Source organism: Halococcoides cellulosivorans, assembly GCF_003058365.1.
In the GTDB taxonomy this organism is placed as follows: Archaea; Halobacteriota; Halobacteria; order Halobacteriales; family Haloarculaceae; genus Halococcoides; species Halococcoides cellulosivorans.
The window spans coordinates 1,176,810-1,197,349 of sequence record NZ_CP028858.1; the positions used below are offsets into that span (position 1 = coordinate 1,176,810).

The following is a 20,540-nucleotide window of genomic DNA, read 5'->3' on the forward strand; positions in this document are numbered from 1 at the left end:
AGGTCTTCGATCTCTCATACCATAGATTTATCCATCATTCAATGTAAAACTAACTTCCTGACCGGGCCATACCGGGGATCCGAAATGGAACCGACACCCGGTCTTTGGCGATTGGGGTCTGTTAGACCGACTCGAACAGCGCGAGCACGTCCTGCAGGGTCACGCCATTCCCCGATTCGAAGTCGAACAATCGGGCGTTGTTCGAGACGGCGTCCGTCCCGAGGTTCTGGAACAGGGTGTTCACGTCTGGGAAGTTGACCTCGCCGTCGCCGTTGAGGTCCTCGTACATCCCGTCGTCGATGTCGGCGGGAACGCTGCCGTCGATCGGGGGTGACGATCCCGTTTTGCCGCCGGGAATCGTCGCGACGGACTCGTTGACCCCCAGCGTCGCCCACTGCGTCCTGACGTGCCCGTCCGAGGCGGTGACGACGTCGTCGATACCACTCGCGTGTGACTGGCCGCCCGCCCCGTCACCTCGACGGTGGCGACCGTTCCATGGCGATCGGCCCCGTTGGGGAACCCCGACCAGTCGATGGTCACGGACGTGCCGTCGTCGGCGACGGTCGCCGTGCCCTCGAAGCGATCGGCCACGGCCCCATCGTGATGTCGGCCGCACACGGCGTCGAGAGGCCGACCGTGATCGAATCGAGATCGGGAACCGCATCCATGAAATATTTGCCCCGTATTGTGTTAAAATCAATCCGATCCTGTCATCGGTCTCGTGGCCGACCACGGGCGGGGACCACGCGGTTGCCGGGGCACCGTCACCCTTGTGTCTGGACCGTCTATCGACACTATGACCGAGAGCCACCCACTTTTCGCGGCGATTTACGATCCGGTGATGGCGATCGCCGAGCGGACTCTGCTTCGCTCCCACCGGCAGGCGCTCGCCGAGGGGATCGACGGGCCGGTGCTCGACGTCGGGACTGGTACAGGCGCAATGTTGCCCGTGCTGGCGGCGGCCAACCCCAGTGCGATCCACGCGATCGAACCCGGTCCCGCCATGCGCCGGCGGGCCCACGCCCGGATCGAGAGCGACGACCTCGACGTGTCGGTTCGATCGGCCAGCGCCGAGTCGCTCCCGTACGACGACGACAGTTTCGAGACGGTCGTGGCTGCGATGGTGCTCTGTACCGTCGACGATCCCGACGCGGCGCTCGCGGAGGTCGAACGCGTCCTCGTTCCGGGTGGCGAACTCCGCCTGTTCGAACACGTGGCCGACGAGGGGTGGCGCAATCGCGTCCAGGCGGCGATCGACCCTATCTGGCGACACGCGGCCGCAGGCTGTCACCTGCGCCGGGCGACCGCCGAGCGCGTGCTCGACCGATCGGCGCTCGACGTGATCGCGATGGAGCGATTTCACCTCGGCGTCACGCCGGTCCGACCGTTCGTCCGTGGTCGGGCCCGCTTCGGTTGAGTCGAGAGCGTTTCCAAACTGTTTTGGCCACCCATCCGCCACGCTCGGGGTATGACAACTCCCGTCGGAATCGTCGGCGCGACCGGGGCCGTCGGTCAGCGCCTCGTCCAGACGCTCGCACCGCACCCGGACTTCGAAATCGCAGCACTCACCGCGAGTTCGTCGAGTGCCGGCCAGTCCTATCGCGAGGCGGCGAAGTGGCGCATCGACAGTCCGATTCCCGACCACGTCGCCGCAATGACCGTCAGCGAGACCGATCCGGCGGTCGTGCCCGACGACGTGCCCCTGCTCTTTTCGTCGCTGCCCTCCGGAGTGGGCGAACGGGTCGAACCCGCATTCGCCGAGGCGGGCTATCTCGTCTCCTCGAACTCCTCGAATTTCCGGACCGATCCCGACGTGCCGCTGACGATCCCCGAGATCAACCCCGAGCACATCGATCTCATCGAGGTGCAACGCGAGGAGCGCGGGTGGGACGGGGCGATCGTCAAGAATCCCAACTGCTCGACGATCACGATGGTCCCGCCGCTCGCAGCGATCGAGGAGGCCGTCGGGATCGATCGGGTCGACGTATCGACGCTCCAGGCCGTCTCGGGCGCGGGCTACGACGGCGTCACCTCGATGGAGATCATCGACAACGCGATTCCGCACATCGGCGGTGAGGAAGAGAAAATGGAGACCGAGGCGCGGAAACTGCTGGGCACGTTCGACGGGAACAGCGTCGAGTGGCTCGACGCTACGGTCGCGGCCTCGTGTAACCGCATCCCCACCCTCGACGGCCACCTCGAAAACGTGTTCGTGGACACGCGCGCGGACACCACGCCCGAAGCGATCGTCGAGGCGTTCGAGGCGTATCCGACTGTGGACCTCCCGAGTGCGCCCGAGCAGTTGATCCACGTCTTCGACGACCCGGGGCGCCCCCAGCCACGCCTCGATCGGAACACCGAGGACGGCATGGCGATCAGCGTCGGTGGCGTGCAAGCGACCGCCGAGGGCGTCCAGTTCAACTGTCTGGCGCACAATACCCGTCGCGGGGCCGCCGGGGCGAGCGTCCTGAACGGCGAACTGCTGGCCCGCGAAGGCTACCTGTAGTCTCTGCGTCGACGCTGGTCGGGAAGCTCGCTATTGATCGCAGTTTTTCCGTATCGAGACCTTTACCGCCTCGTATCGGCAGTTTCGACGATTTCTGACTGGCCAGCCGACGCCCGTTCTCTCGTCGCGTCGGGCAGGCGGGCCTCTGCCGCGCTCGTACAGATTTCATATAGCCACATGTGATTTATTTTGGGGCTGGGACTCCCGATTCGACGATGATTGTCGGTGTGAAAGCGACAGGACGGGCCTCGGACGACGACTGCCCCCGGGACCCAGCCATTTCATGAGGTCGGGGTCCCCACCTCCGGTATGATCGAATCGGTCCTGGTGCCGATGGACGACTCGGAGATGGCGGAGCGCGCGCTCGCTTTCGCCTTCGAGGCCCACCCTGACGCCGAGGTTACCGTGCTCAACGTGGTCGGGGAACCGTCGACGATGATGGGCCAGGCGATGAGCCTCGCGATCGAAGACGACATCAAGGCGGCGGCCGAGGAGCACGCCGAAGGCGTCCTCGATCGGGCCAGAGCGATCGCTGACGATCACGCTCGCGACATATCGACCGAGGTCGCGTGGGGGCGCCCCTCCAAAGCCATCCTCAACCGGGCCGACGAGTACGACACCGTCGTCGTCGGGAGCCACGGTGGATCGATCGCTGACCGGCTACTCGTCGGCAACGTCGCAGAAACGATCTTCCGCCGGTCACCGGTGCCCGTGACTGTCGTTCGGTGAGGGCGATGTCGCCCGGAACACTAACGTCCGACCTCATCCCTGGCGGTCTGCCGGGTCGGCCGGGAAACCCTCGTGCCGGGCGGACGGGCGTGGCCCGTCAGTGGGCAGTGATCTGCCCACGACTGTCGCAATATAGCGTGTCCGGGATCTCCGCACGGTCATCGCACCCCTGTGGGTCCACTCGGGCGGGGACTAGAGACACGCGATAGAGCGTAGCCCCGACGGAGGGAAATCGATTGCGTTCGTCACGCGATGTCGTAGGCCGATTCGGGGAGACCGACGTAGCCACCGTCGCGTAACTGCCAGCGCCGATACGTGTACTCGGCGACGACGCGCGCCCCGTCGATGCCGGTGCTGAACAGTCGCCAGATCCCCGAGCGGTCTGAATCGAGGACGCGCTGACCGGTCTGGAGGCGTCGATCCCAGTCGTCGGGGCCGTACCCGCGGACCATGTCCGCGACGGCGACGTTCCGGCGGATCTCCGACCCGATGGCGTCCTGCCAGGCGGCGTTGTACTCGTCGAGGCGGTCCGCGGCGGCGAGGCGCCCCGCGATCGATCCCGTGCGGACCGCAACGTGATCGCCGCCCTCGTGGAACGCCGACGTCGTCCCCATCGCCCCGCCCGCGACCGCCAGATCCGCTCCGACGGGCGATTCGATCGGGCGGGTCGACGAGATGGGGTACGCTTCCGTCCCGTTGCTCTTCCCCCGGTCGTCGAGTCGGGGGGCGTCGTCCGGGTCGACCCCCAGAACGCGGTCGAGGAGGCGCTCGACGACGATCGCGCCGGGGGGCATGCGCTCGTCGTCGGCGTCGATCAGGGTGTAGTTCGCGGGGTCATCGACGGTCGCGAGATCGAGCGCCGAGGGCATCGTGAGCCCGATCCGATAGCGATCCTCGCCGTCGGGAAACACCCAGGGGTAAGCGGTATGGCCCGGGATCGCGCCCCACCAGAAGTGGAACTGATCGTCGTCGATCGCGTCCTCGGGCAGGCGGCGATACTCCTGGTAGCCGATGTGGTTGGCGTGATCCGGCCCGATCGCCTCCTCGACCCGGTCACGATCGGCGAACTGTGAGAGTGCGTCCAGGGTCACCGATCGACTCGGGCCGTCCGCGAGGATCACCCGATCGGCTTCGACGGTCGTCCCGTCGGCCAACTCAAGGGTGTGGGTCCACCCGCCGCTCGGAGTACTCGACACACTCGACACGCCGGTCCCGACGCGCACGTCGGCCCCCGCGGCCTCGGCGCGCTGGCGCAGCCAGTCGTCGAAGCCCGATCGATCGAACGTGATGCCGAACGGGGCCTCGCCGTCGGCCAGCCCGGTGTCGGTGATCGTCGTCTCGACGGTCGGCCCGTAGAACGCCGCGCCCGTGCACTCGGCGCTGATCAGGTGGTCAGGAAACTCCGCATACGAGATGCCCATCACGTCGAACCAGTAGTCGAGCAACCCCGCTGCGTCCGTCGAGTCGGCTCCTGGCTCCGGGCGGTCGGCCCGTGGGACCCCCTTTTCGTACAGTCGAACCTCCGCCCCCGCGCTGGCGGCGGCCTCCGCGGCGCTCGTCCCTGCCGGGCCCCCGCCGACGACCGCAATCGCGACCTCGTCCATACCGCAGGGCCGGTCTCGCCTGGCATAAAGGTCCCGTCACCGGCCGGTTCCGTCAGCGAAGCAGACGACTGAGGACGACGCCGAGGACGATTCCGACTGCGACGAGCGCGAGCGATCGCCGTCGGCCGGTCGCGGTCACGAATCGCGTCCCGGTGTCGCTGACTTCGAGGGCCCCTGCGGGTCGCGCCGAGACACCGCCACCGAGTCCACCACCCTCGCCCTCCGCGTCGTGGCCACCGCCGCCACCGAGTCCGTATCCGACCCGCGCAACGGGCACGACCGTTCGATCCGCGCGCTCGATCGGTGGTCCGAAGACGGCGTCGGCGGCACTCGACTCGATGGCGTCGATCAATGACTGAAATTCGGCCGGGAGGTCCATGCCGGTGCGACGAGCGTCGTCTCGAAACGTGTTCCGTCGTCGGGTGTTCGATCGCCCCCTCCGACACGCTCTTTTCGGGCCCGCCCTGTTCTCGTGGTGTGCCGACCGAGATCCGCCAGGCCCGCCCCGAGGAAGCGTCTGCGCTCGACATCCTCCGCCGACAGGCCATCGAAGCGACCTACAGTGTCCCTCTCGACCGGTCGTCGTTTGCCGATCTGGTCGCGACGCCCGACGCCGCGCTCGCCGAGCGCATCGCGAATCCAGACTGGCGGGTCGTCGTCGCGGCGACCACCAACGCACAGGCAGGCTACGCCGTCTTCGACCGTGATCGTCGGCAGGTAACGGGCGTCTACGTCGCCCCGCATCGCCAGTGCGAGGGCCTCGGATCGGCGCTGCTCGACCGATTACTCGACGATGGGCCGGTCGGGGCGGACGCCCCGAACCCCGTGGCTGGCTTCTTCGAGGCCAACGGGTTCGAGCGAACTGGCTCGACGACGTGGAACGGTCTCGACGCCGTCAGCCTGCGACGGCCCTGAACTGCTCTCTGGCCACGCTTATGTCCTCGCCGGCCGATCTTTCCTGCGTGACCGACCTGCGCACCGTCGTCGATGGTCTCGTTCACGAACCGACCCAGACCGAGGGTCCGGGCGTCGATTGCACCGTCGAGGAGGTGTTCGAGGTGACGACTCCCGGTCGGATCGATTTCGGTGGTGGTGAACTCGAAGCGGCGGGCGTCGAGGCACACGACCGCGAGTTTCGATCGCCGGACGACGAGTACGAGTGGTGGCATCTCGATGCGGGCCAGTATCTCGTCGCGTTCAACGAGTCGCTCGATCTTCCGGAGGATCGACGCGCCGTGATCCAGCCACGGGACGCACTGCTCGCTCGCGGCGCCAGTCATCCGACGGTCCACACCGCCACGCTCGATCGGCTCCCGCTCTCGGTCGGGGGTGCGGGGCTGAAGCTCAAAGAAAACGCTCGGATCTCGACGCTGATCGATATCGAATAGTGGGCTGTCGTGCGTTCGGGGCCCGCCCCGATCAGTCGCCCGCGGCGGCCCCGCCGTCGAGCGGTCGCCCGAGCATCGTCTCCAGATCGCTGTCGACCTCGTCGATCAACTGGAGGTTGAACTCCTCGTTGAGCGTCTCGATGACGGCCGGCGTGAGCCACTCGGGGGCCGACGGGCCGATACGGACGTCCTGAATGCCCAGGTGGAACAGGCCGAGCAGGACGGCGACGGCCTTCTGTTCGAACCACGAGAGGACGATGTGCACCGGGAGGTCGTTCACCTCACAGTCGAGTGCGTCGGCCAGTCCCATCGCGATCTTCACGGTCGAAATCGAGTCGTTACACTGGCCGAGATCGATGAAGCGCGGCAGATCCGTCCCGGGAACGGTTCCGAAATCGAGGTCGTTGAACCGGTACTTGCCACACCCGGTCGTGAGCACGATGGCGTCCTCGGGGACGGATTTGGCCATCTCGCGGTAGTAGTCGCGACCCCCGGTCGGGCCGTCACAGCCGGCGATGACGAAGAAGTCGCTCAACTTGCCGTCCTCGATGGCTTCGACGATCTGCGGGGCGAGATCGAGGACGGTTTCGTGGTAAAACCCGGTCGTCAGGGTTTCGGAACTGTTCCACTCCTCAGCGGGCACCGGCCCGAGTTCTTTGGCCTGTTCGATCACCGGGGAGTAGTCGTCGTCGACGATTTCGGTGCCCTCGGTCAGGCCCGTCACGGAGGTGGTGTAGAACCGATCGACGTAGTCCGCGACCGGCGGCATCAGGCAGTTCGAGGTGCCGATGATCGGGCCGGGGAACTCCTGGAACAGTTGGCGCTGGTCGTACCACGCCTCTCCGACGTTGCCCTTCAGGTGGTCGTGAGCGGCGAGTTCGGGGTAGCCATGGGCGGGCAGCATCTCGGAGTGCGTGTAGACGGTGACGTCTTCGTCGGCGGACTGCTCCAAGAGTCCCTTCAGCGCGTACATGTCGTGGCCCGTGACGAGGATCGCGTTGCCCTCCACGTCGTTTTCGGGCACTTCGGCGGGTTCGGGCGTCCCGAGCGTCTCGGTGTGAGCGGTGTCGAGCAACTCCATCGCGTCGATCGCCGCGCCCCCCAGGTCGAGGGCGCGTCCGAGGGTGTCCTCGGCGTCGAAGTTGACGTTCGTCAGCGTCGTGTAGAGTGCTTCCTGGACGGCAGCGTCGACGTCAGGGTCGCTGTAGCCCAGATCGCGGGCGTGAGTGGCATACGCCGAGATGCCTTTCGCGCCGTGGATCAGGGTCTGTTGCAGTGCTTCGAGATCGGGATCTTTGCCACAGACGCCCACTTCCCGACAGCCATCGTCGAGCGTTTGCTCACACTGGGTGCAGTGCATATCTGCAGGAGAACGCTCCACGATTAAACGACCCCCCGCGCGCCACCGTCGTCCGGGAACCGCCGCGAACATGTTCGATCGCACGCCAGCGGAACTCCCTCGCGAAATTTCTACTCATACAACGACGAATATTCCATTCGCTGTCCTCGTTTGCTGGTTCGAGAACCCTCTTTATTTACACGGTCTTTAATCTCGAATACGACTGGGTCGGCTCATCGAGAGCCCGGTCCGCATTCATCCATGACGAACCGACCACAGACGACGGACGGTGGGGGATCGACACCGACGACCAGGGACGACCGGCGACCGACGCGGCGGGGGGTCCTCGCGGCACTCGGCGGGGGCGTCCTGGCGACGACTGCGCTGGCGACGCCGGCGACCAGCAGTCACGCCGACCCGCTGGTGATCAACGACTTCGAGGGCGAGTTCCCGGGATCGAACGCACTGGGCGAGTGGTCGCAGACGGGCGATCTGGAGGCGAGCGTGGTCTCCGACGACGGGTCGTGGCTCGAACTGTCGTACGACGGGACTGGCTGGTTCGCCTCGAACGTGCGTCGTGACGTCTCGGCGTACGATCACCTCGAAATCGCGCTTCGGGGGGCCGACGGCGGCGAAGAAGGCGACGCGACCATCGAGGTCGGCGGCGTCGAGGGCCCACTCGACGATCTGGCCGAGGGCAGCGTCGGCACGGATCGATCGGTCCTCTCGATCGATCTGGTCGCGGCGGGCGTCGACCGCTCGGCCCTGGACGACGTCTGGCTCGAATTCTTCGACGCGAGTGGGGCGGTCTGGATCGACGAACTTCGTTTCGTCGCGAGTGGCCCGCCGGCGATCGGTGACGCCGCTCGCCCGCGTGACCTCGACGGGGATGGGACCTACGAAGACATCGACGGGAGCGGGCACCTCGCGTTCCCGGACGTGAATCGATTTTTCCAGCACTCTGAGGAGTCGGTCGTCCGCGATCACGCCGACGCGTTCGACTTCGACGACGACGGATCGGTCTCGCTGGACGACGTGCTGACGCTGTTCGAGAGGGTCTGACCATGAGGGATATCCACACGACACCGGACGGATCGCAGGCCGTCTCGCGCCGACGACTGTTGAAAGGGGCCGGGGCCGCTCTCGCGGGCGGTGTCGCCATCGGGTCCGTCCTCGGTGCGCCCGAGGACACCCTCGTCGTCGATTCCTTCGACGGCGAGACGCCACTGGAGACCAACGATCTCGACAACTGGTCGACCGCCGTCGGGTTCGAGTCCGCCACCGTCTCGAACGCCGTGCTCTCCCTGGAGTACGACGACGGCGGCTTCTACGCCACGCGTGTCGAGCGCGACGTGACGGCCCACTCGCATCTCGTGGTCGGCATGCGGGCGGCGAACGGAGCCGATGCGAGCGACGTGCAGGTCGAGATCGGCGGGCAGGAGGCCGCACTCGCGGAGGTCGCTGACGACGCCGTCTCCATGTCGTTCGATCGCGTCGCGATCGACCTGGCGGCGATGGGTGTCGACCGATCGAACGTCGACGACGTTCGCGTCAACTGCTGGCAGGGCGGGAGCGGCACGCTCGAACTCGCCTGGATCGCGTTCGCGCCGACCGCCGATCCCGACATTGCGCTGCCCGGCGAGGCGACGCCCGGGACGACGACCGAGGGGACGCCCGACACCGACAAACACCCCTGGGAGGTCGAGGCTGGCAACGAGAAAGAGCCGACGGATACCATTCCCGTTGCCGATATCGACGAGGGGACGACGCTTGCGGAACTGTGTTCGACTTACGACTCCGACGACGCGCACCTCTACGTCCCCCGGTCGACGACTGATTACCTGCCGTCGGCCGCCGAGTCGGCGCCGAGTAGCGTCGACTGGGCGAGTACGAACCTCTCGGACGGCGAGAAAGCCGCGCTGTTCGACGTCGACCTGGCGACCGTCCGGTCTGAGATTGGCAGTGGACAGGTCACACTCGGGGACATGGGGACTCAGACGACCGATCACGTCCGTCGCTGGATCGACGCCGGCCTCCCCTACCACGCCGCGGCGAAACTGCTCGGGCGGGCGATGTTCCTCCCCGACGAGACGGTCAATCTGCCCTACCACAAGTCGGGCAACGCCTGGATGGAGACTGCGGGGCCCGCGACGCCCGCCAACGATCCCGAGACGTTCGTCCAGGAGGAGTGGCCGACCGACGCGCGCACTTACATCCCCGACGAGAAGTACGAACGCGATCGCGCGCACGACCAGCCGAAACACGTCGACGGCTGGACCAACGGCACGCCAGGTGAGGAGGTCTACGCCGACGAGGACCACCCACTGCGCGTCGCCATCGAGACGAACACCCATCCCGTGACCGGCGAGGACCTCGGTGGCGGGTTCACTGCGAACGCGCCGATGGAGGCCTCGGTCAAGATGCACCAGCAGGACGGCTACCTCTACCAGGTGATCGACTTCCTCAACACCCAGGACGCACCCTACTATCTCGACGCCGCGGTGATCTGGTGGGTCGGGCCAGCCGGCCTGTCGACGCTGCGCAACGGCCACTACAACAACCCCCACCGTCCGGGCGCGGGGCGTGGCCACCCACAGCGTGACATCATCGAGGTCATCTACGACCGCGAGCGCAGTCTGTCGGCGTACGCCGTCCGGATCGCCCAGCACGACGAACCGTACCACATGCGGACGGCCTACCCCGACCAGCCGTGGGGGCTCGAACAGGGCGTCCCCGCCGACGATCCGATCAACGGCGGGGCGCGGTTCCAGAGTAGTGAGGAACGGCAGGACCTGTTCGATACGATGCTCTCGACGCTCCACGTCGAACTCGAATCCGACATGGATCGCAATCAGCCGTTGATCGAGGCGCTCGACCTGCGCAATCGCGTCTCGAACTGAGTCACGACAGCAACCGACCTCGTCGGTACTCAGTCAGTTTATCGATCGCCCATCACGTAACCGCTCCACGTCGCTACCCCAGCGTGACGTCGAGAAACAGCATGACGATCACGCCGGCCATCGTGCCCATCGTCGCGATCCGCTCGTTGCCCCGCGCGTGGGTCTCCGGAACGATCTCGTCGCTGACGACGAACAACATCGCGCCCGCCGCGAAGCCCATGGCATACGGCAAGATCGGCGCGATGAGCGTGACCGCGACCGCGCCGATAAGCGCCGCGGGAATCTCGACGGCCCCGGAGCGCAGGCCCGCGAGCGCGGCGTAACTGCGGCGGTCGAACCCGGCGTTGACCGCCGCGATCGAGACCGCCAGCCCTTCGGGGACGTTCTGGATGCCGATCGCGAGTGCGAGTGCGAGCGCACCCGACAGATCTCCCGCTCCGAACCCGACGCCGACGGCCAGCCCCTCGGGGACGTTGTGCAGTGTGATCGCGAGGACGAACAGAACGAGGCCGGCGATCCGCTCGTCGGCGATCGGGAGCGACTCGGCCGGATCGGCGGCGTCGCTCCGCCGTCGGCCCGTCAGCAGGACGTGGGCGTGTGGCACGAGTCGATCGCCAGCGTCGAGGACGATCGCCCCGAGTGCGACGCCCGCGAGCACCTGGACCGCGGCGACTGGCCCGCCGCCCGCGAAGTCGATCCCCGGAAGGATGAGACTCGTGAAACTCGCCGCGAGCATCACGCCCGCTGCAAAGCCGAGTGCGCCGTCGAGACCCCGTTCGCTGGGATCGTGCCAGACGAACACGAGCGACGCGCCGAACAGGTTGAGCACGGCGATCGCGATCCCGCCCACGAGGGCGTGGACGACGACGTTCGACCCGAATAGATCGACGAACAGCGATTCGATCACGTCTCGATCACCCCTCTGCCACCACTCATGCGCTGGGGTTCTGTGGCCCCGCCCATCACTGTTCGCACTCGGTCGGCCTGGCAGTGGGTCCGGAGTGAAGTTACCGCTCGATCAGCGGCGTCCCGTCCGCGCGTGGGCCCAACTGGGGCCCGTGTGGTGGGTCGTCGGGATCCACCCGCCGCCGCTCAGTGTAGTCCGTCGATCGCTCGACGGGCCGGCGGCCGATGGCGTCGATCATCTCGACGTACTCTCCGATCGATCGTGCCTCACCGAACGACCCGCCCGCACGTTTGGTGATCTCCTCGGAGAGGATCGTCCCCATGAAGTCGTCCGCGCCACAGGAGAGCAGCTTCAACCCGCGCTCGTCGCCGTATTTGACCCACGAGGACTGGATGTGATCGACGTTGTCGAGAAAGAGCCGCGAGACCGCGATCAGCAGTTCGTCTTCGACGGGATCGGGCCCACCGTCGACGAGGCCACGCTCGTAGAGGGGCGTGTTCTCGTGGACGAACTTCAGGGGGACGAACTCGGTGATCGCGCCCGTGCGGTCCTGCAAGTCCCGAACCCGTTTCAGATGGCGGGCGCGGTGGGCCTCGTTTTCGACGTGGCCGTACATGATCGTCGCCGTCGTCGACAGCCCGGCCGCCGCGGCGGCCTCCATCGCCGTGATCCAGCCCTGGGTGTCGATCTTGGTCGGGCAGATCACCTCGCGGACCTCCTCGACGAGGATCTCGGCGGCGGTCCCGGGGACCGTATCGAGGCCGGCGTTCGCGAGGCGGTCGTACACTTCCCGATAGGACCACTCCGTGCCGCGGCGGGCGTGGGCGGCCTCTTCGGGCGTCATCGAGTGGACGTGCACACCGCCGACGGACATCGCCGAAATCTGGTCGACGTAGGTCCCTGGATCGGTCGCGTACACCTCCGGCGGGCGGTACTCGGGGGGATCGTCCAGACTCGCCAGGATCGCGCGGTGCTCGTCGTCGAGTGCGAGTGCAGGATGCAGGCCCGAGACCGACGTGACCTCGTAGATCCCCCGGTTGAGCGCGCGCTCGACGATCCGGCGCGACTCGTTGGGGGTCTTCGTGAAACCGGGCGATTCTCCGGGCGAATCGCTCTCGAACGCCGCGGCGGGGTCTTTGAAGTTACAGAACAGACAGCCCGTGTCACAGGCGGTCGTGACGTTGTTGTTGAGGTTCGCGACGAAGGTGACCTCGTCACCGACGACCGCCGCACGGCGACGATCGGCGGCTTCGAGGACGCGTTCTTTGCGTGCGTGATCGATGCCCTCGTGATCGCTCCCAGTCGTCAACAACTCGATCGCGTCGTCGACGGTCAGGCGGTCGCCCGATCGCGCTTTCGCGAGGGCGTTCCCGAAGGACTGGTCGCTCTCTGGCCGGCAGTCGAACTCGAACTCACGGGCCACCCCCTCCGCTGCCATCGCGCAATCTGTGTGGCCCTCCCCCTCGTAGCTTCCGATCGCGTCACCGACTGCCGCGGTCGGGGACGGTCGGCGGTGCGTGCCGACGGCCATCGGTGCCGATCCCAAGCGACAAATCGTCTGGCCCCGACCGACCGGCATGGTCACCGCGAGTGCACCCGGGAAAGTCTACTGCTTCGGGGAGCACGCGGTCGTCTACGGCGAACCGGCGATCCCGTGTGCGATCGATCGGCGGGCGCGCGTCACCGTCACCGAACGCGCTGATTCCGCCCTGCGGATCTCGGCCGACGACCTCTCCTTGGAGGGCTTTACCGTCGCCTACGACGGCGGTCCGGAGGACCGCCCGAACGTCGACGCGCCAGAGTCGTTGCTCGACGCCGCGATGGGGTACGTCCGCGAGTCGATCGCACAGGTCAGAGACCTCCTCGATCGCCCCGAGGCGGGCTTCGACGTGGAGATTCACAGCGAGATTCCGCTCGGCGCGGGGCTCGGGTCGTCGGCGGCCGTGACGGTCGCAGCGATCACCGCCGCGGCGGTCGAGTGCGGGCACGACCCCGATCCAGCGATCGTTGCCGATCGGGCGTTCCAGGTCGAACACTCGGTCCAGGACGGTGAAGCGTCGCGAGCGGACACGTTCTGCTCGGCAATGGGCGGCGCAGTTCGCGTCGAGGGTGAGGACTGTCGACGCCTGGAGGACGTCCCCACTCTGGAGTTCGTCGTCGGCTACGACGGCGGTGCGGGCGACACCGGCGCGCTCGTCCGCGGGGTTCGCGCGGATCGCGACCGCTACGACTCGATCCGCGAGACGATCGACACGATCGGTGCGGTCGTCCGCGAAGGACAGGCCGCCCTCGAAGCGGGCGATCGCGACGCTATCGGGCGATGCATGGACGTCAATCACGGCCTGCTCTCGGCGTTGGGGGTTTCAGCGCGATCGCTCGACGCGATGGTCTGGGCCGCCCGCGACGGCGGGGCCCGCGGCGCGAAACTCACCGGTGCTGGCGGTGGTGGCTGTATCGTCGCGCTCGGTGACGGACCCGTCCGCCGTGCGCTGGAGTTCTCGACGGCGTGTGAACAGGCGTTCGCGACGGCGATCGATCGCGACGGCGTTCGCGTGGAACAGCGATGATCGTCCTCAAACTCGGCGGGAGTGTGATCACCGACAAGGCATCGCCCGAGACCGTCGACGAAACGACACTGGACCGCCTCGCTCGGGCGGTCGGTGACGCCGACGAACCGCTGGTCGTCGTCCACGGCGGCGGGAGTTTCGGCCACCACCACGCCGACCGCCACGGCGTCTCCTCGACCGATGGCACCCGGTCGGCCGACGCGATCCGCGAGATTCACGCCGCGATGGGGCAGTTGAACGACGCCGTCGTGGGCGCACTCGCCAGGGCGGACGTCCCGTCGGTGCCGATCCGCCCGCTCTCGGCGGCGACGCGCGACGAGGGTCTCGATCTGTCGGTCGCGCCGATTCGGGGCCTGCTCGACGAGGGGTTCGTGCCCGTGTTGCACGGCGATGTCGTCGGTCACGCGGGCCGGGGTGCGACGATCGTCAGCGGTGACGCGCTCGTCGCCGCGCTCGCACCCGCGGTCGACGCCGACCGCGTCGGCCTCTGTACCGGCGTCCCGGGCGTCTACGATACGGAGGATCGAGTCATCGAGACGATTACGGACCCCGACAGCGTCGACAGTCTCGGGGCGAGCGATGCGACCGACGTGACCGGTGGGATGGCGGCGAAAGTCGAGACGCTGGCCGCGCTCGACCGGCCGGCCTCGATCTTCGGCGTGGACGATCTGTCGGCCTTTCTTTCCGGCGAGCGCCCCGGAACGACCGTCGAGTGACCGAATCAGTGCCGCCGTTGCCGGTCGTCGGGCGCGCCCTCTGGTAGGTTTCGGTCGATCTCGTGTTGAATACACGTTCCGAACAGTCACTCGAAACGACCAATCGTTTTGCTCGTCGACCGTCTATATCGGGTATGCTGACGATCTCGGCCCGCGAGTCGGTCCGACAGGTGATCGAGACGCTACTGTTCGTCGGGGTGGTGCTCGTCGGATCGGTCGGCGCGATCGGTGCCGGACTCGTCGCTCTGTCCACGGTTGTCACGCCGGGCGCGTTCACCCGTGCGACGATCACCGCGTCGCCGGGCGTGACCGTTGCGGGTGCCGTGGCCGTTCTGTTCGGCATTGCGCTGTTCGCCGCTGGTGTGGCCGTTCTGGCCGTCGAAACCGTGGCGTCGGGCGTCCGTATCGGACTCGACCGGTCCGCCGCGCTGGGCAGACCCTCGATGCCCCGTCGGGTGGCGAGTCCAGTCGGTCCGACCCGGCCTGCAACGACCAGTGACACCACGACACACGAATCGGTCGATGCAGAGACGACCGACGCGGCCGAGCGGGGACGACGAGAGACGCCCGATCCTGCGGACTGGACCGCGCGAAACAGCGTCGAGCGCTCCCGATCGTCGGAGTCGGACCTCGACGACGAGTGGGTGTTCAAAGGCGAGGAGTCGTCCGACGAGGCCGACCGGACGGCCTGAGGGCCCCGCGGAAACGTTTATCTCACCGTTCGTCGAACCGATGGCTATGGCGGTACCCGACCTGGACGGTCCCGACCTCCTCTGGATCGTGCTCGGCCTTCTCCTCGCGGTCGTCCTCGCGACGGTCCTGGAGGCGTTTCTCGGGACGTTCGTGTTCGCACTGTTCGTGTACTACGCCACGCGACCGGTGTATCGACGGCTGCGACGTCGCATCAGGAGCCCCACACTCTCGGCTGGACTCGCGCTGGTCCTCCTCGCGCTCCCGGTGGTCACGCTCATCGGGTATACGATCGCGATGGCCTACCAGGAATTCGATAAATTCGTCTCGACGACCGACGCCGCTGCGATCGGCCCGTTGATCGACCGCGCCGAACACCTCGAACAGTTCGAGGGGCTGTTCGATCTGGTCCAGGACCCTGGATCGCTCGTCAGCGACCCGAACGTCGTCGGCTTTCTCGGGGACATTCTCGACGGCGCGATCCAGTACGTCGGTCTGCTCGGATCGATCGCGATTCAACTGTTCATCATGCTCGCGGTCGCCTTTTACTTGCTCCGGGACGGCCCGGGGTTCGGCCGATGGATGCGAAGTTTCGGGGACGACCGGGGGGTGTTCGACGCGTTCGCCAGTGCCGTCGACGGGAGCCTTCAGCGCATCTTCTACGGGGCCTTGCTCAACGCCGTACTGACGGCGATCATCGGTTCGATCGTGTTCAGCGTGCTCGCCAGCCTCGGCCCGCCGGGCGTGAAGATCCCGTATCCCGCATTGCTGGGCGTGCTCGCGGGACTGGCGAGTCTGATCCCGATCGTCGGCATGAAACTGGTCTACGTCCCGATGACGGCGTACCTCGTCGTCCGAGCGATCGACGTGGGAAGCGGGTACGGCTACGTGGTCGTCGTCTTCGTCGTTTCGTTAGTGATCGTCGACACGATTCCGGACTTCATCGTCCGGCCCTACGTCTCTCGTGGCGATCTCCACGTCGGCCTCGTCATGTTCGCGTACATCATCGGCCCGCTTCTCTTCGGCTGGTATGGCATCTTCCTCGGGCCGATCGTGCTGGTCGTGCTCGTCCACTTCTTGCGGGTCGTCGTCCCCGCGTACGCCGACCGTTCGGGGCCCACTCCGGGGAGTGTCGACCCGGTGTATCTCGACGACCCGTGATCGCGGGGGCGGCCCGTAACCGTTAACCTTGCCGACCGAGCACCGTCGGTATGCCGACCGAACCGGAAACCGGCTACGACGCCTCACTCGGCCGGAAATTCATCTTCGTCACCGGCGGTGTCATGTCCGGACTGGGCAAGGGCATCACCGCCGCGAGCACCGGACGACTCCTCGCGAACGCCGGCTTCGACGTGACCGCGGTCAAGATCGACCCGTATCTCAACGTCGACGCCGGGACGATGAACCCCTACCAGCACGGCGAGGTGTACGTCCTCAAAGACGGCGCGGAGGTCGACCTGGATCTGGGCAACTACGAGCGATTCCTGGACATCGACATGACCGCCGAGCACAACGTGACCACGGGGAAAGTCTATCGCGAGGTCATCGACCGCGAGCGCGCGGGCGACTACCTCGGCCGGACGGTCCAGATCATCCCACACGTCACCGACGACATCAAACGCCGGATTCGCGAGGTCGCGGACGGCCACGACGTCTGCATCATCGAAGTCGGGGGGACCGTGGGTGACATCGAGGGGATGCAGTATCTCGAAGCGCTCCGGCAGTTCGCCCACGAGGAAGACGACGCCGACATCCTCCATACCCACGTCACGCTCGTCCCGTACTCGAAAAACGGCGAACAGAAGACCAAGCCGACTCAGCACAGCGTCAAGGAACTCCGCTCGATCGGCCTCCAGCCCGACATCCTCGTCGGGCGGTGTGAGGACCACCTGGCGGAGAAGACCCGCGAGAAGATCGCGCTGTTCTGTGACGTGCCCACCGAGGCGGTGTTCTCGAACCCCGACGTCCCGGACATCTATCGCGTCCCGCTGGTCGTCGAAGACGAGGGCCTCGATCGGTACGTCATGGACGAACTCGATCTGACCGACGAAGCACTCCCGCGTGAGGATCGGGACAACCACTGGCGCGATCTCGTCACGCGCGAGCGCACCGACGAGGTGTGTATCGCGCTCGTCGGGAAGTACGGCCTCGAAGACGCGTATCTCTCTATTCACGAGTCGCTCAAACACGCCGGCCTCGACGCCGCGACGGAGGTCGAGACCACCTGGATCCACTCCGAGGAACTGGTCGACGGCGTCGGTGACGCCTTCGAGGGGATCGACGGCATCGTCGTGCCCGGTGGGTTCGGCTCGCGCGGCACGGAAGGCAAGATCGCCGCGATTCGGTACGCCCGCGAGAACGACGTGCCCTTCCTCGGCCTCTGTCTGGGCTTTCAGATGGCCGTCGTCGAGTTCGCGCGCAACGTCCTCGATCTCGACGGCGCACACTCCGCGGAGATGGTCGAGAACACGGCCCACCCCGTGATCGACCTGCTGCCCGAACAGGAAGACGTCGACGACATGGGCGCGACGATGCGGTTGGGCGCTCACGAGACCCAGATCGAAGCGGGGACGCTCGCCCACGCGCTGTACGATTCGACGACCTGTACCGAACGACATCGCCACCGCTACGAGGTCAACCCCGAGTACATCCCCGACCTCGAAGCAGCGGGCCTGACGTTCTCGGGCGAGTCCGGCCGTCGGATGGAGATCCTCGAAATCGACGACCACCCCTACTTCCTGGGGACGCAGTTCCACCCCGAGTTCCGCTCGCGCCCCGGTCGTGCCTCGCCACCCTTCGTCGGCTTCCTGGAGGCAGTCCAGGGCGCGACGCGCGTCCCACCCGCCGAATCGAGCGACTGAACGGTCGACGAGTGACGGTGTGTCCGGACCGACCACTCGACGCGAGCGTCGTGTGAGCGCGACTCGCGGAAGGCCTATCCCTGCCGGGCCCCCCGCTATTGTTGCAATGGCGACTGGAACTGTGGATTTCTTCCACGACACTGGCGGTTACGGATTTATCGAAACCGAGGACGCAGACGACGACGTATTCTTCCACATGGAGGACGTTGGCGGCCCGGATCTCGAAGAAGGACAGGACCTCGAATTCGACATCGAAGACTCACCGAAAGGCCCGCGTGCGGCGCAGGTCGTTCGCAACTGATCGGCTGATCTCTCAGCACGACTGAGCACCACCGATTTTTTCGGACCCCCACCCGTCGAGCGATCGCTATCGCTCGGTCTCGACCAGATCGTACGTCTCGCCCAGGTCGCGCTCCACGGCGGCCTCGTAGACGACGCGTGCCGCGGCGACGTCCTGGATCGCCAGCCCCGTCGAGTCGAAGACGGTGACGCCGTCGCTGGCCCGCCGCCCCGGCCGATCGCCCGCGACGATCGCCCCCAGCGTCTCTGTGATATCGGAGTCGTCGAGCCGACCGTTCGCGAGCGGGACGTTCACCTCTCCCGAGTGGCGACACTGCTCGACGTCGTCGACGACGATCCGCGCGTCGGCAAGGATCGCGTCGCTGATCTCGTGTTTCCCGGTGGCGTCGGCCCCGATCGCGTTGATGTGCGTCTCCTCCCCAGCGGTGTGGACGATCGGCTCTGCGACGGGCGTGAGCGTCGAGACGATATCACAGCGGGCGGCGTCCGCGACGGTCTCGACCGAGACCTCGGCCCGATCGGCGTGACGGCTGGCGAACTCCGCGGCGGCAGTGCGATCTTCGTCCGCGACGACGACGCGATCGATCTCTCTGACGGTGCGGATCGCCTCGAACTGGGCGTCGGTCTGTGCGCCCGCGCCGATCACGCCGAGCGTGCTCGCGTCATCGCGAGCGAGGTGATCGGTCGCGACCGCGGCCGCCGCGCCCGTTCGCAGGCGCGTGATCAGCGTGCCGTCCATGACCGCGAGCGGCCGCCCCGTCGAGGGGTCGTTGTAGACGATCGTTCCCATCACCGTCGGGAGTCCCGACCGGCGATTGCCGGGGTGGACGTTCACCCACTTCAGCGCCGCCGCCTCGCCGGATTCGTCGGCGACGTACCCCGGCATCGACCGGAAGTCGCCGCCGTGGTTCGGCAGATCGATGTAGGATTTCGGCGGCATCTGACAGTCGCCCCGGGCCGCCGCCGCGAACGCGCTCTCGACGGCGGTGACGATCGCTCCCGGATCGGCGACCTGTCGGACGATCTCGGGCCCGATCAAGCGTACCATGCGGGCCGTTCGACTGACCCCACAATAAAACGCCGGCCCGTCAGCGGTCCGATCGGCCGACGGTCGCGATCGCCTCCCGACCCAACTCGGCGACGTCGGCGGCCAGATCCGCCTCGCGGAGGTCCGACGGGTCGAACCACTCCCAGTCGTCGGCCGGGACCTCGTCGGGCCCCGGATCGAGGTCACGGGACGGGATCGACCCGTAGTAGACGTGATCGACGTGCTGGTGGCCGACCTCGCCGTCACAGACGTCGATGTCCTCGATGAGGAGGTGCTCGGCCCGAGGGAGACTCCGCGCGGTGGCACTCTCGATGTCGCCCGGTTCGGCGTTCAGATCGACCGCGACTCCGAGTTCCTCGCGCACCTCTCGGATCGCCGCTTCGTGGGGCGTCTCGCCGCGATCGATGTGGCCACCGGGCGGGAGCCACATGTCGAGTGTGGGGTGGTGATGCAACGCCGTCGCGCCCTCGTGAACGACGTAGACCGTCGCGACGAAGTGCCGTGTCCGTTCCATTACAGTCCCTCCACGCGCCGGAGCGCGCTGGCGACGGTCGCCGGTGCGGCGTCTGGCCCGTCGCTGACCCGGTGACTCGGAACGACGATCGGGACGGGGTTGTCTCGAAGGGCCGACGCGACGGTTCGAGCGGCGTCGTCGGCATCGGGGTCGAGATCGGCCGTCATCCGTGCGAGTTGGGCCAGACTGACCGTCTCACCCCGGGGCACCGATCGCAGCGCGTCGAGGACGCGCCGGCGGTCGGTCGGCATCGTCAGCGCCACCTCGACGTCACGCAAATCGTCGTCTTCGCCCCCGAGCACGGCCTCGATCCGGTCGAGTAGTGGGTGTTCGGACCCATCGCGGTCGCCCGCGGTGTCCGGAAACGTCACCGACAACAGACGGCCGTCGGCGACGCCGATCTCGATCTCGCGGTCCAGATACGGCGTGTCGCGCCCGAAAACACCCGTGCGTTCGTCCATGGCCGATCCT

The 20,540-nt window shown here is 66.9% G+C and carries 22 protein-coding genes; 13 read left to right on the top strand and 9 right to left on the bottom strand.

Going from position 1 to position 20,540, the window contains the following annotated elements:
- Positions 1–121: 121 nt before the first annotated feature.
- Positions 122–616 carry a hypothetical protein gene (locus HARCEL1_RS05765; RefSeq protein WP_159077039.1) on the bottom strand — a complete coding sequence of 165 codons (495 nt, stop codon included), beginning with the start codon at positions 614–616 and terminating at the stop codon, positions 122–124.
- Positions 617–796: 180 nt separating this feature from the next.
- Here HARCEL1_RS05765 and HARCEL1_RS05770 point away from each other — a divergent pair, with 180 nt between their 5' ends.
- The 3 genes from HARCEL1_RS05770 to HARCEL1_RS05780 all read left to right on the top strand — a co-directional run bounded on the left by HARCEL1_RS05770 (position 797) and on the right by HARCEL1_RS05780 (position 3,235).
- Positions 797–1,417, top strand: a complete 621-nt coding sequence (locus tag HARCEL1_RS05770) for a class I SAM-dependent methyltransferase (RefSeq protein WP_108381613.1) — start codon at positions 797–799, stop codon at positions 1,415–1,417.
- Positions 1,418–1,468: 51 nt separating this feature from the next.
- The gene (asd, locus tag HARCEL1_RS05775; protein ID WP_108381614.1) at positions 1,469–2,506 is read left to right on the top strand and encodes an aspartate-semialdehyde dehydrogenase; all 1,038 of its coding nucleotides are present in this window, start codon (positions 1,469–1,471) and stop codon (positions 2,504–2,506) included.
- Positions 2,507–2,815: 309 nt separating this feature from the next.
- Positions 2,816–3,235: a universal stress protein gene (locus tag HARCEL1_RS05780; RefSeq protein WP_108381615.1), complete on the top strand. Its 420-nt coding sequence runs from the start codon at positions 2,816–2,818 to the stop codon at positions 3,233–3,235.
- A 245-nt stretch (positions 3,236–3,480) separates the two neighbouring features.
- Here HARCEL1_RS05780 and HARCEL1_RS05785 read toward each other — a convergent pair whose 3' ends face one another.
- Positions 3,481–4,839, bottom strand: coding sequence for an NAD(P)/FAD-dependent oxidoreductase (locus HARCEL1_RS05785; RefSeq protein WP_108381616.1), 1,359 nt, complete (start codon positions 4,837–4,839; stop codon positions 3,481–3,483).
- A gap of 52 nt (positions 4,840–4,891) precedes the next feature.
- The gene (locus tag HARCEL1_RS05790; protein WP_108384108.1) at positions 4,892–5,218 is read right to left on the bottom strand and encodes a spore germination protein GerW family protein; all 327 of its coding nucleotides are present in this window, start codon (positions 5,216–5,218) and stop codon (positions 4,892–4,894) included.
- A gap of 98 nt (positions 5,219–5,316) precedes the next feature.
- Between HARCEL1_RS05790 and HARCEL1_RS05795 the strand changes: the two genes are divergently transcribed.
- Together HARCEL1_RS05795 and HARCEL1_RS05800 are read left to right on the top strand one after the other, a co-directional pair.
- Positions 5,317–5,754, top strand: coding sequence for a GNAT family N-acetyltransferase (locus tag HARCEL1_RS05795; RefSeq protein ID WP_159077040.1), 438 nt, complete (start codon positions 5,317–5,319; stop codon positions 5,752–5,754).
- 47 nt (positions 5,755–5,801) lie between these two features.
- Complete coding sequence (locus HARCEL1_RS05800; RefSeq protein WP_233357420.1) at positions 5,802–6,227, top strand: dCTP deaminase/dUTPase family protein; 426 nt, start codon at positions 5,802–5,804, stop codon at positions 6,225–6,227.
- A 31-nt stretch (positions 6,228–6,258) separates the two neighbouring features.
- Here HARCEL1_RS05800 and hcp read toward each other — a convergent pair whose 3' ends face one another.
- Positions 6,259–7,587 carry a hydroxylamine reductase gene (gene hcp, locus HARCEL1_RS05805; RefSeq protein ID WP_108381619.1) on the bottom strand — a complete coding sequence of 443 codons (1,329 nt, stop codon included), beginning with the start codon at positions 7,585–7,587 and terminating at the stop codon, positions 6,259–6,261.
- A 240-nt stretch (positions 7,588–7,827) separates the two neighbouring features.
- Here hcp and HARCEL1_RS05810 point away from each other — a divergent pair, with 240 nt between their 5' ends.
- Positions 7,828–8,628, top strand: coding sequence for a hypothetical protein (locus tag HARCEL1_RS05810; RefSeq protein ID WP_108381620.1), 801 nt, complete (start codon positions 7,828–7,830; stop codon positions 8,626–8,628).
- A gap of 2 nt (positions 8,629–8,630) precedes the next feature.
- On the top strand, positions 8,631–10,466 hold the full coding sequence (locus HARCEL1_RS05815) for a hypothetical protein (protein ID WP_108381621.1): 1,836 nt from the start codon (positions 8,631–8,633) through the stop codon (positions 10,464–10,466).
- Positions 10,467–10,539: 73 nt separating this feature from the next.
- Here the strand turns inward: HARCEL1_RS05815 and HARCEL1_RS05820 are convergent, their stop codons facing one another.
- Together HARCEL1_RS05820 and cofH are read right to left on the bottom strand one after the other, a co-directional pair.
- Entirely contained in the window at positions 10,540–11,373 is an 834-nt protein-coding gene (locus HARCEL1_RS05820; RefSeq protein ID WP_108381622.1) for a ZIP family metal transporter, read from the bottom strand.
- A gap of 100 nt (positions 11,374–11,473) precedes the next feature.
- Positions 11,474–12,811: a 7,8-didemethyl-8-hydroxy-5-deazariboflavin synthase subunit CofH gene (gene cofH, locus HARCEL1_RS05825; RefSeq protein WP_108384111.1), complete on the bottom strand. Its 1,338-nt coding sequence runs from the start codon at positions 12,809–12,811 to the stop codon at positions 11,474–11,476.
- Between the two features lie 139 nt (positions 12,812–12,950).
- Between cofH and mvk the strand changes: the two genes are divergently transcribed.
- From mvk to HARCEL1_RS05850, 6 genes are all read left to right on the top strand, one after another.
- Entirely contained in the window at positions 12,951–13,940 is a 990-nt protein-coding gene (gene mvk / locus HARCEL1_RS05830) for a mevalonate kinase (RefSeq protein WP_108381623.1), read from the top strand.
- Positions 13,937–14,656 (top strand): isopentenyl phosphate kinase, encoded by a 720-nt coding sequence (locus HARCEL1_RS05835; RefSeq protein WP_108381624.1) that lies wholly within the window; start codon positions 13,937–13,939, stop codon positions 14,654–14,656. Before mvk ends, HARCEL1_RS05835 begins: the two co-directional genes overlap by 4 nt.
- A 134-nt stretch (positions 14,657–14,790) precedes the next feature.
- A complete protein-coding gene (locus tag HARCEL1_RS13335) occupies positions 14,791–15,348 on the top strand; it encodes a hypothetical protein (protein WP_159077041.1) in 558 nt (185 codons plus the stop codon).
- Positions 15,349–15,394: 46 nt separating this feature from the next.
- Positions 15,395–16,507 carry an AI-2E family transporter gene (locus tag HARCEL1_RS05840; protein WP_159077042.1) on the top strand — a complete coding sequence of 371 codons (1,113 nt, stop codon included), beginning with the start codon at positions 15,395–15,397 and terminating at the stop codon, positions 16,505–16,507.
- Positions 16,508–16,557: 50 nt separating this feature from the next.
- On the top strand, positions 16,558–18,207 hold the full coding sequence (gene pyrG / locus HARCEL1_RS05845) for a glutamine hydrolyzing CTP synthase (RefSeq protein WP_108381626.1): 1,650 nt from the start codon (positions 16,558–16,560) through the stop codon (positions 18,205–18,207).
- Between the two features lie 106 nt (positions 18,208–18,313).
- Complete coding sequence (locus HARCEL1_RS05850; protein WP_108381627.1) at positions 18,314–18,508, top strand: cold-shock protein; 195 nt, start codon at positions 18,314–18,316, stop codon at positions 18,506–18,508.
- A gap of 66 nt (positions 18,509–18,574) precedes the next feature.
- Here the strand turns inward: HARCEL1_RS05850 and HARCEL1_RS05855 are convergent, their stop codons facing one another.
- Genes HARCEL1_RS05855 through HARCEL1_RS05865 form a run of 3 tightly spaced genes read right to left on the bottom strand, consistent with a single transcriptional unit; the run spans position 18,575 to position 20,530 of the window.
- Positions 18,575–19,555 carry an ornithine cyclodeaminase family protein gene (locus tag HARCEL1_RS05855; RefSeq protein WP_108381628.1) on the bottom strand — a complete coding sequence of 327 codons (981 nt, stop codon included), beginning with the start codon at positions 19,553–19,555 and terminating at the stop codon, positions 18,575–18,577.
- A 40-nt stretch (positions 19,556–19,595) separates the two neighbouring features.
- The gene (locus HARCEL1_RS05860) at positions 19,596–20,069 is read right to left on the bottom strand and encodes an NUDIX hydrolase (protein WP_108381629.1); all 474 of its coding nucleotides are present in this window, start codon (positions 20,067–20,069) and stop codon (positions 19,596–19,598) included.
- Positions 20,069–20,530 carry an MGMT family protein gene (locus HARCEL1_RS05865; RefSeq protein ID WP_108381630.1) on the bottom strand — a complete coding sequence of 154 codons (462 nt, stop codon included), beginning with the start codon at positions 20,528–20,530 and terminating at the stop codon, positions 20,069–20,071. The genes HARCEL1_RS05860 and HARCEL1_RS05865 overlap by 1 nt, the downstream gene beginning before the upstream one ends.
- Positions 20,531–20,540: the final 10 nt, after the last annotated feature.

Coding starts and splice junctions, on each gene's coding strand:
- HARCEL1_RS05810 (WP_108381620.1), top strand. CDS start 7,828: ATGACGAACCGACCACAGACGACGGACGGTGGGGGATCGACACCGACG.
- mvk (WP_108381623.1), top strand. CDS start 12,951: ATGGTCACCGCGAGTGCACCCGGGAAAGTCTACTGCTTCGGGGAGCAC.
- HARCEL1_RS05865 (WP_108381630.1), bottom strand. CDS start 20,530: ATGGACGAACGCACGGGTGTTTTCGGGCGCGACACGCCGTATCTGGAC.
- HARCEL1_RS05840 (WP_159077042.1), top strand. CDS start 15,395: ATGGCGGTACCCGACCTGGACGGTCCCGACCTCCTCTGGATCGTGCTC.
- HARCEL1_RS05770 (WP_108381613.1), top strand. CDS start 797: ATGACCGAGAGCCACCCACTTTTCGCGGCGATTTACGATCCGGTGATG.
- HARCEL1_RS05855 (WP_108381628.1), bottom strand. CDS start 19,555: ATGGTACGCTTGATCGGGCCCGAGATCGTCCGACAGGTCGCCGATCCG.
- HARCEL1_RS05860 (WP_108381629.1), bottom strand. CDS start 20,069: ATGGAACGGACACGGCACTTCGTCGCGACGGTCTACGTCGTTCACGAG.
- HARCEL1_RS05780 (WP_108381615.1), top strand. CDS start 2,816: ATGATCGAATCGGTCCTGGTGCCGATGGACGACTCGGAGATGGCGGAG.
- HARCEL1_RS05790 (WP_108384108.1), bottom strand. CDS start 5,218: ATGGACCTCCCGGCCGAATTTCAGTCATTGATCGACGCCATCGAGTCG.
- HARCEL1_RS13335 (WP_159077041.1), top strand. CDS start 14,791: ATGCTGACGATCTCGGCCCGCGAGTCGGTCCGACAGGTGATCGAGACG.
- asd (WP_108381614.1), top strand. CDS start 1,469: ATGACAACTCCCGTCGGAATCGTCGGCGCGACCGGGGCCGTCGGTCAG.
- cofH (WP_108384111.1), bottom strand. CDS start 12,811: ATGGCAGCGGAGGGGGTGGCCCGTGAGTTCGAGTTCGACTGCCGGCCA.
- HARCEL1_RS05785 (WP_108381616.1), bottom strand. CDS start 4,839: ATGGACGAGGTCGCGATTGCGGTCGTCGGCGGGGGCCCGGCAGGGACG.
- HARCEL1_RS05815 (WP_108381621.1), top strand. CDS start 8,631: ATGAGGGATATCCACACGACACCGGACGGATCGCAGGCCGTCTCGCGC.
- HARCEL1_RS05835 (WP_108381624.1), top strand. CDS start 13,937: ATGATCGTCCTCAAACTCGGCGGGAGTGTGATCACCGACAAGGCATCG.
- hcp (WP_108381619.1), bottom strand. CDS start 7,587: ATGCACTGCACCCAGTGTGAGCAAACGCTCGACGATGGCTGTCGGGAA.
- pyrG (WP_108381626.1), top strand. CDS start 16,558: ATGCCGACCGAACCGGAAACCGGCTACGACGCCTCACTCGGCCGGAAA.
- HARCEL1_RS05850 (WP_108381627.1), top strand. CDS start 18,314: ATGGCGACTGGAACTGTGGATTTCTTCCACGACACTGGCGGTTACGGA.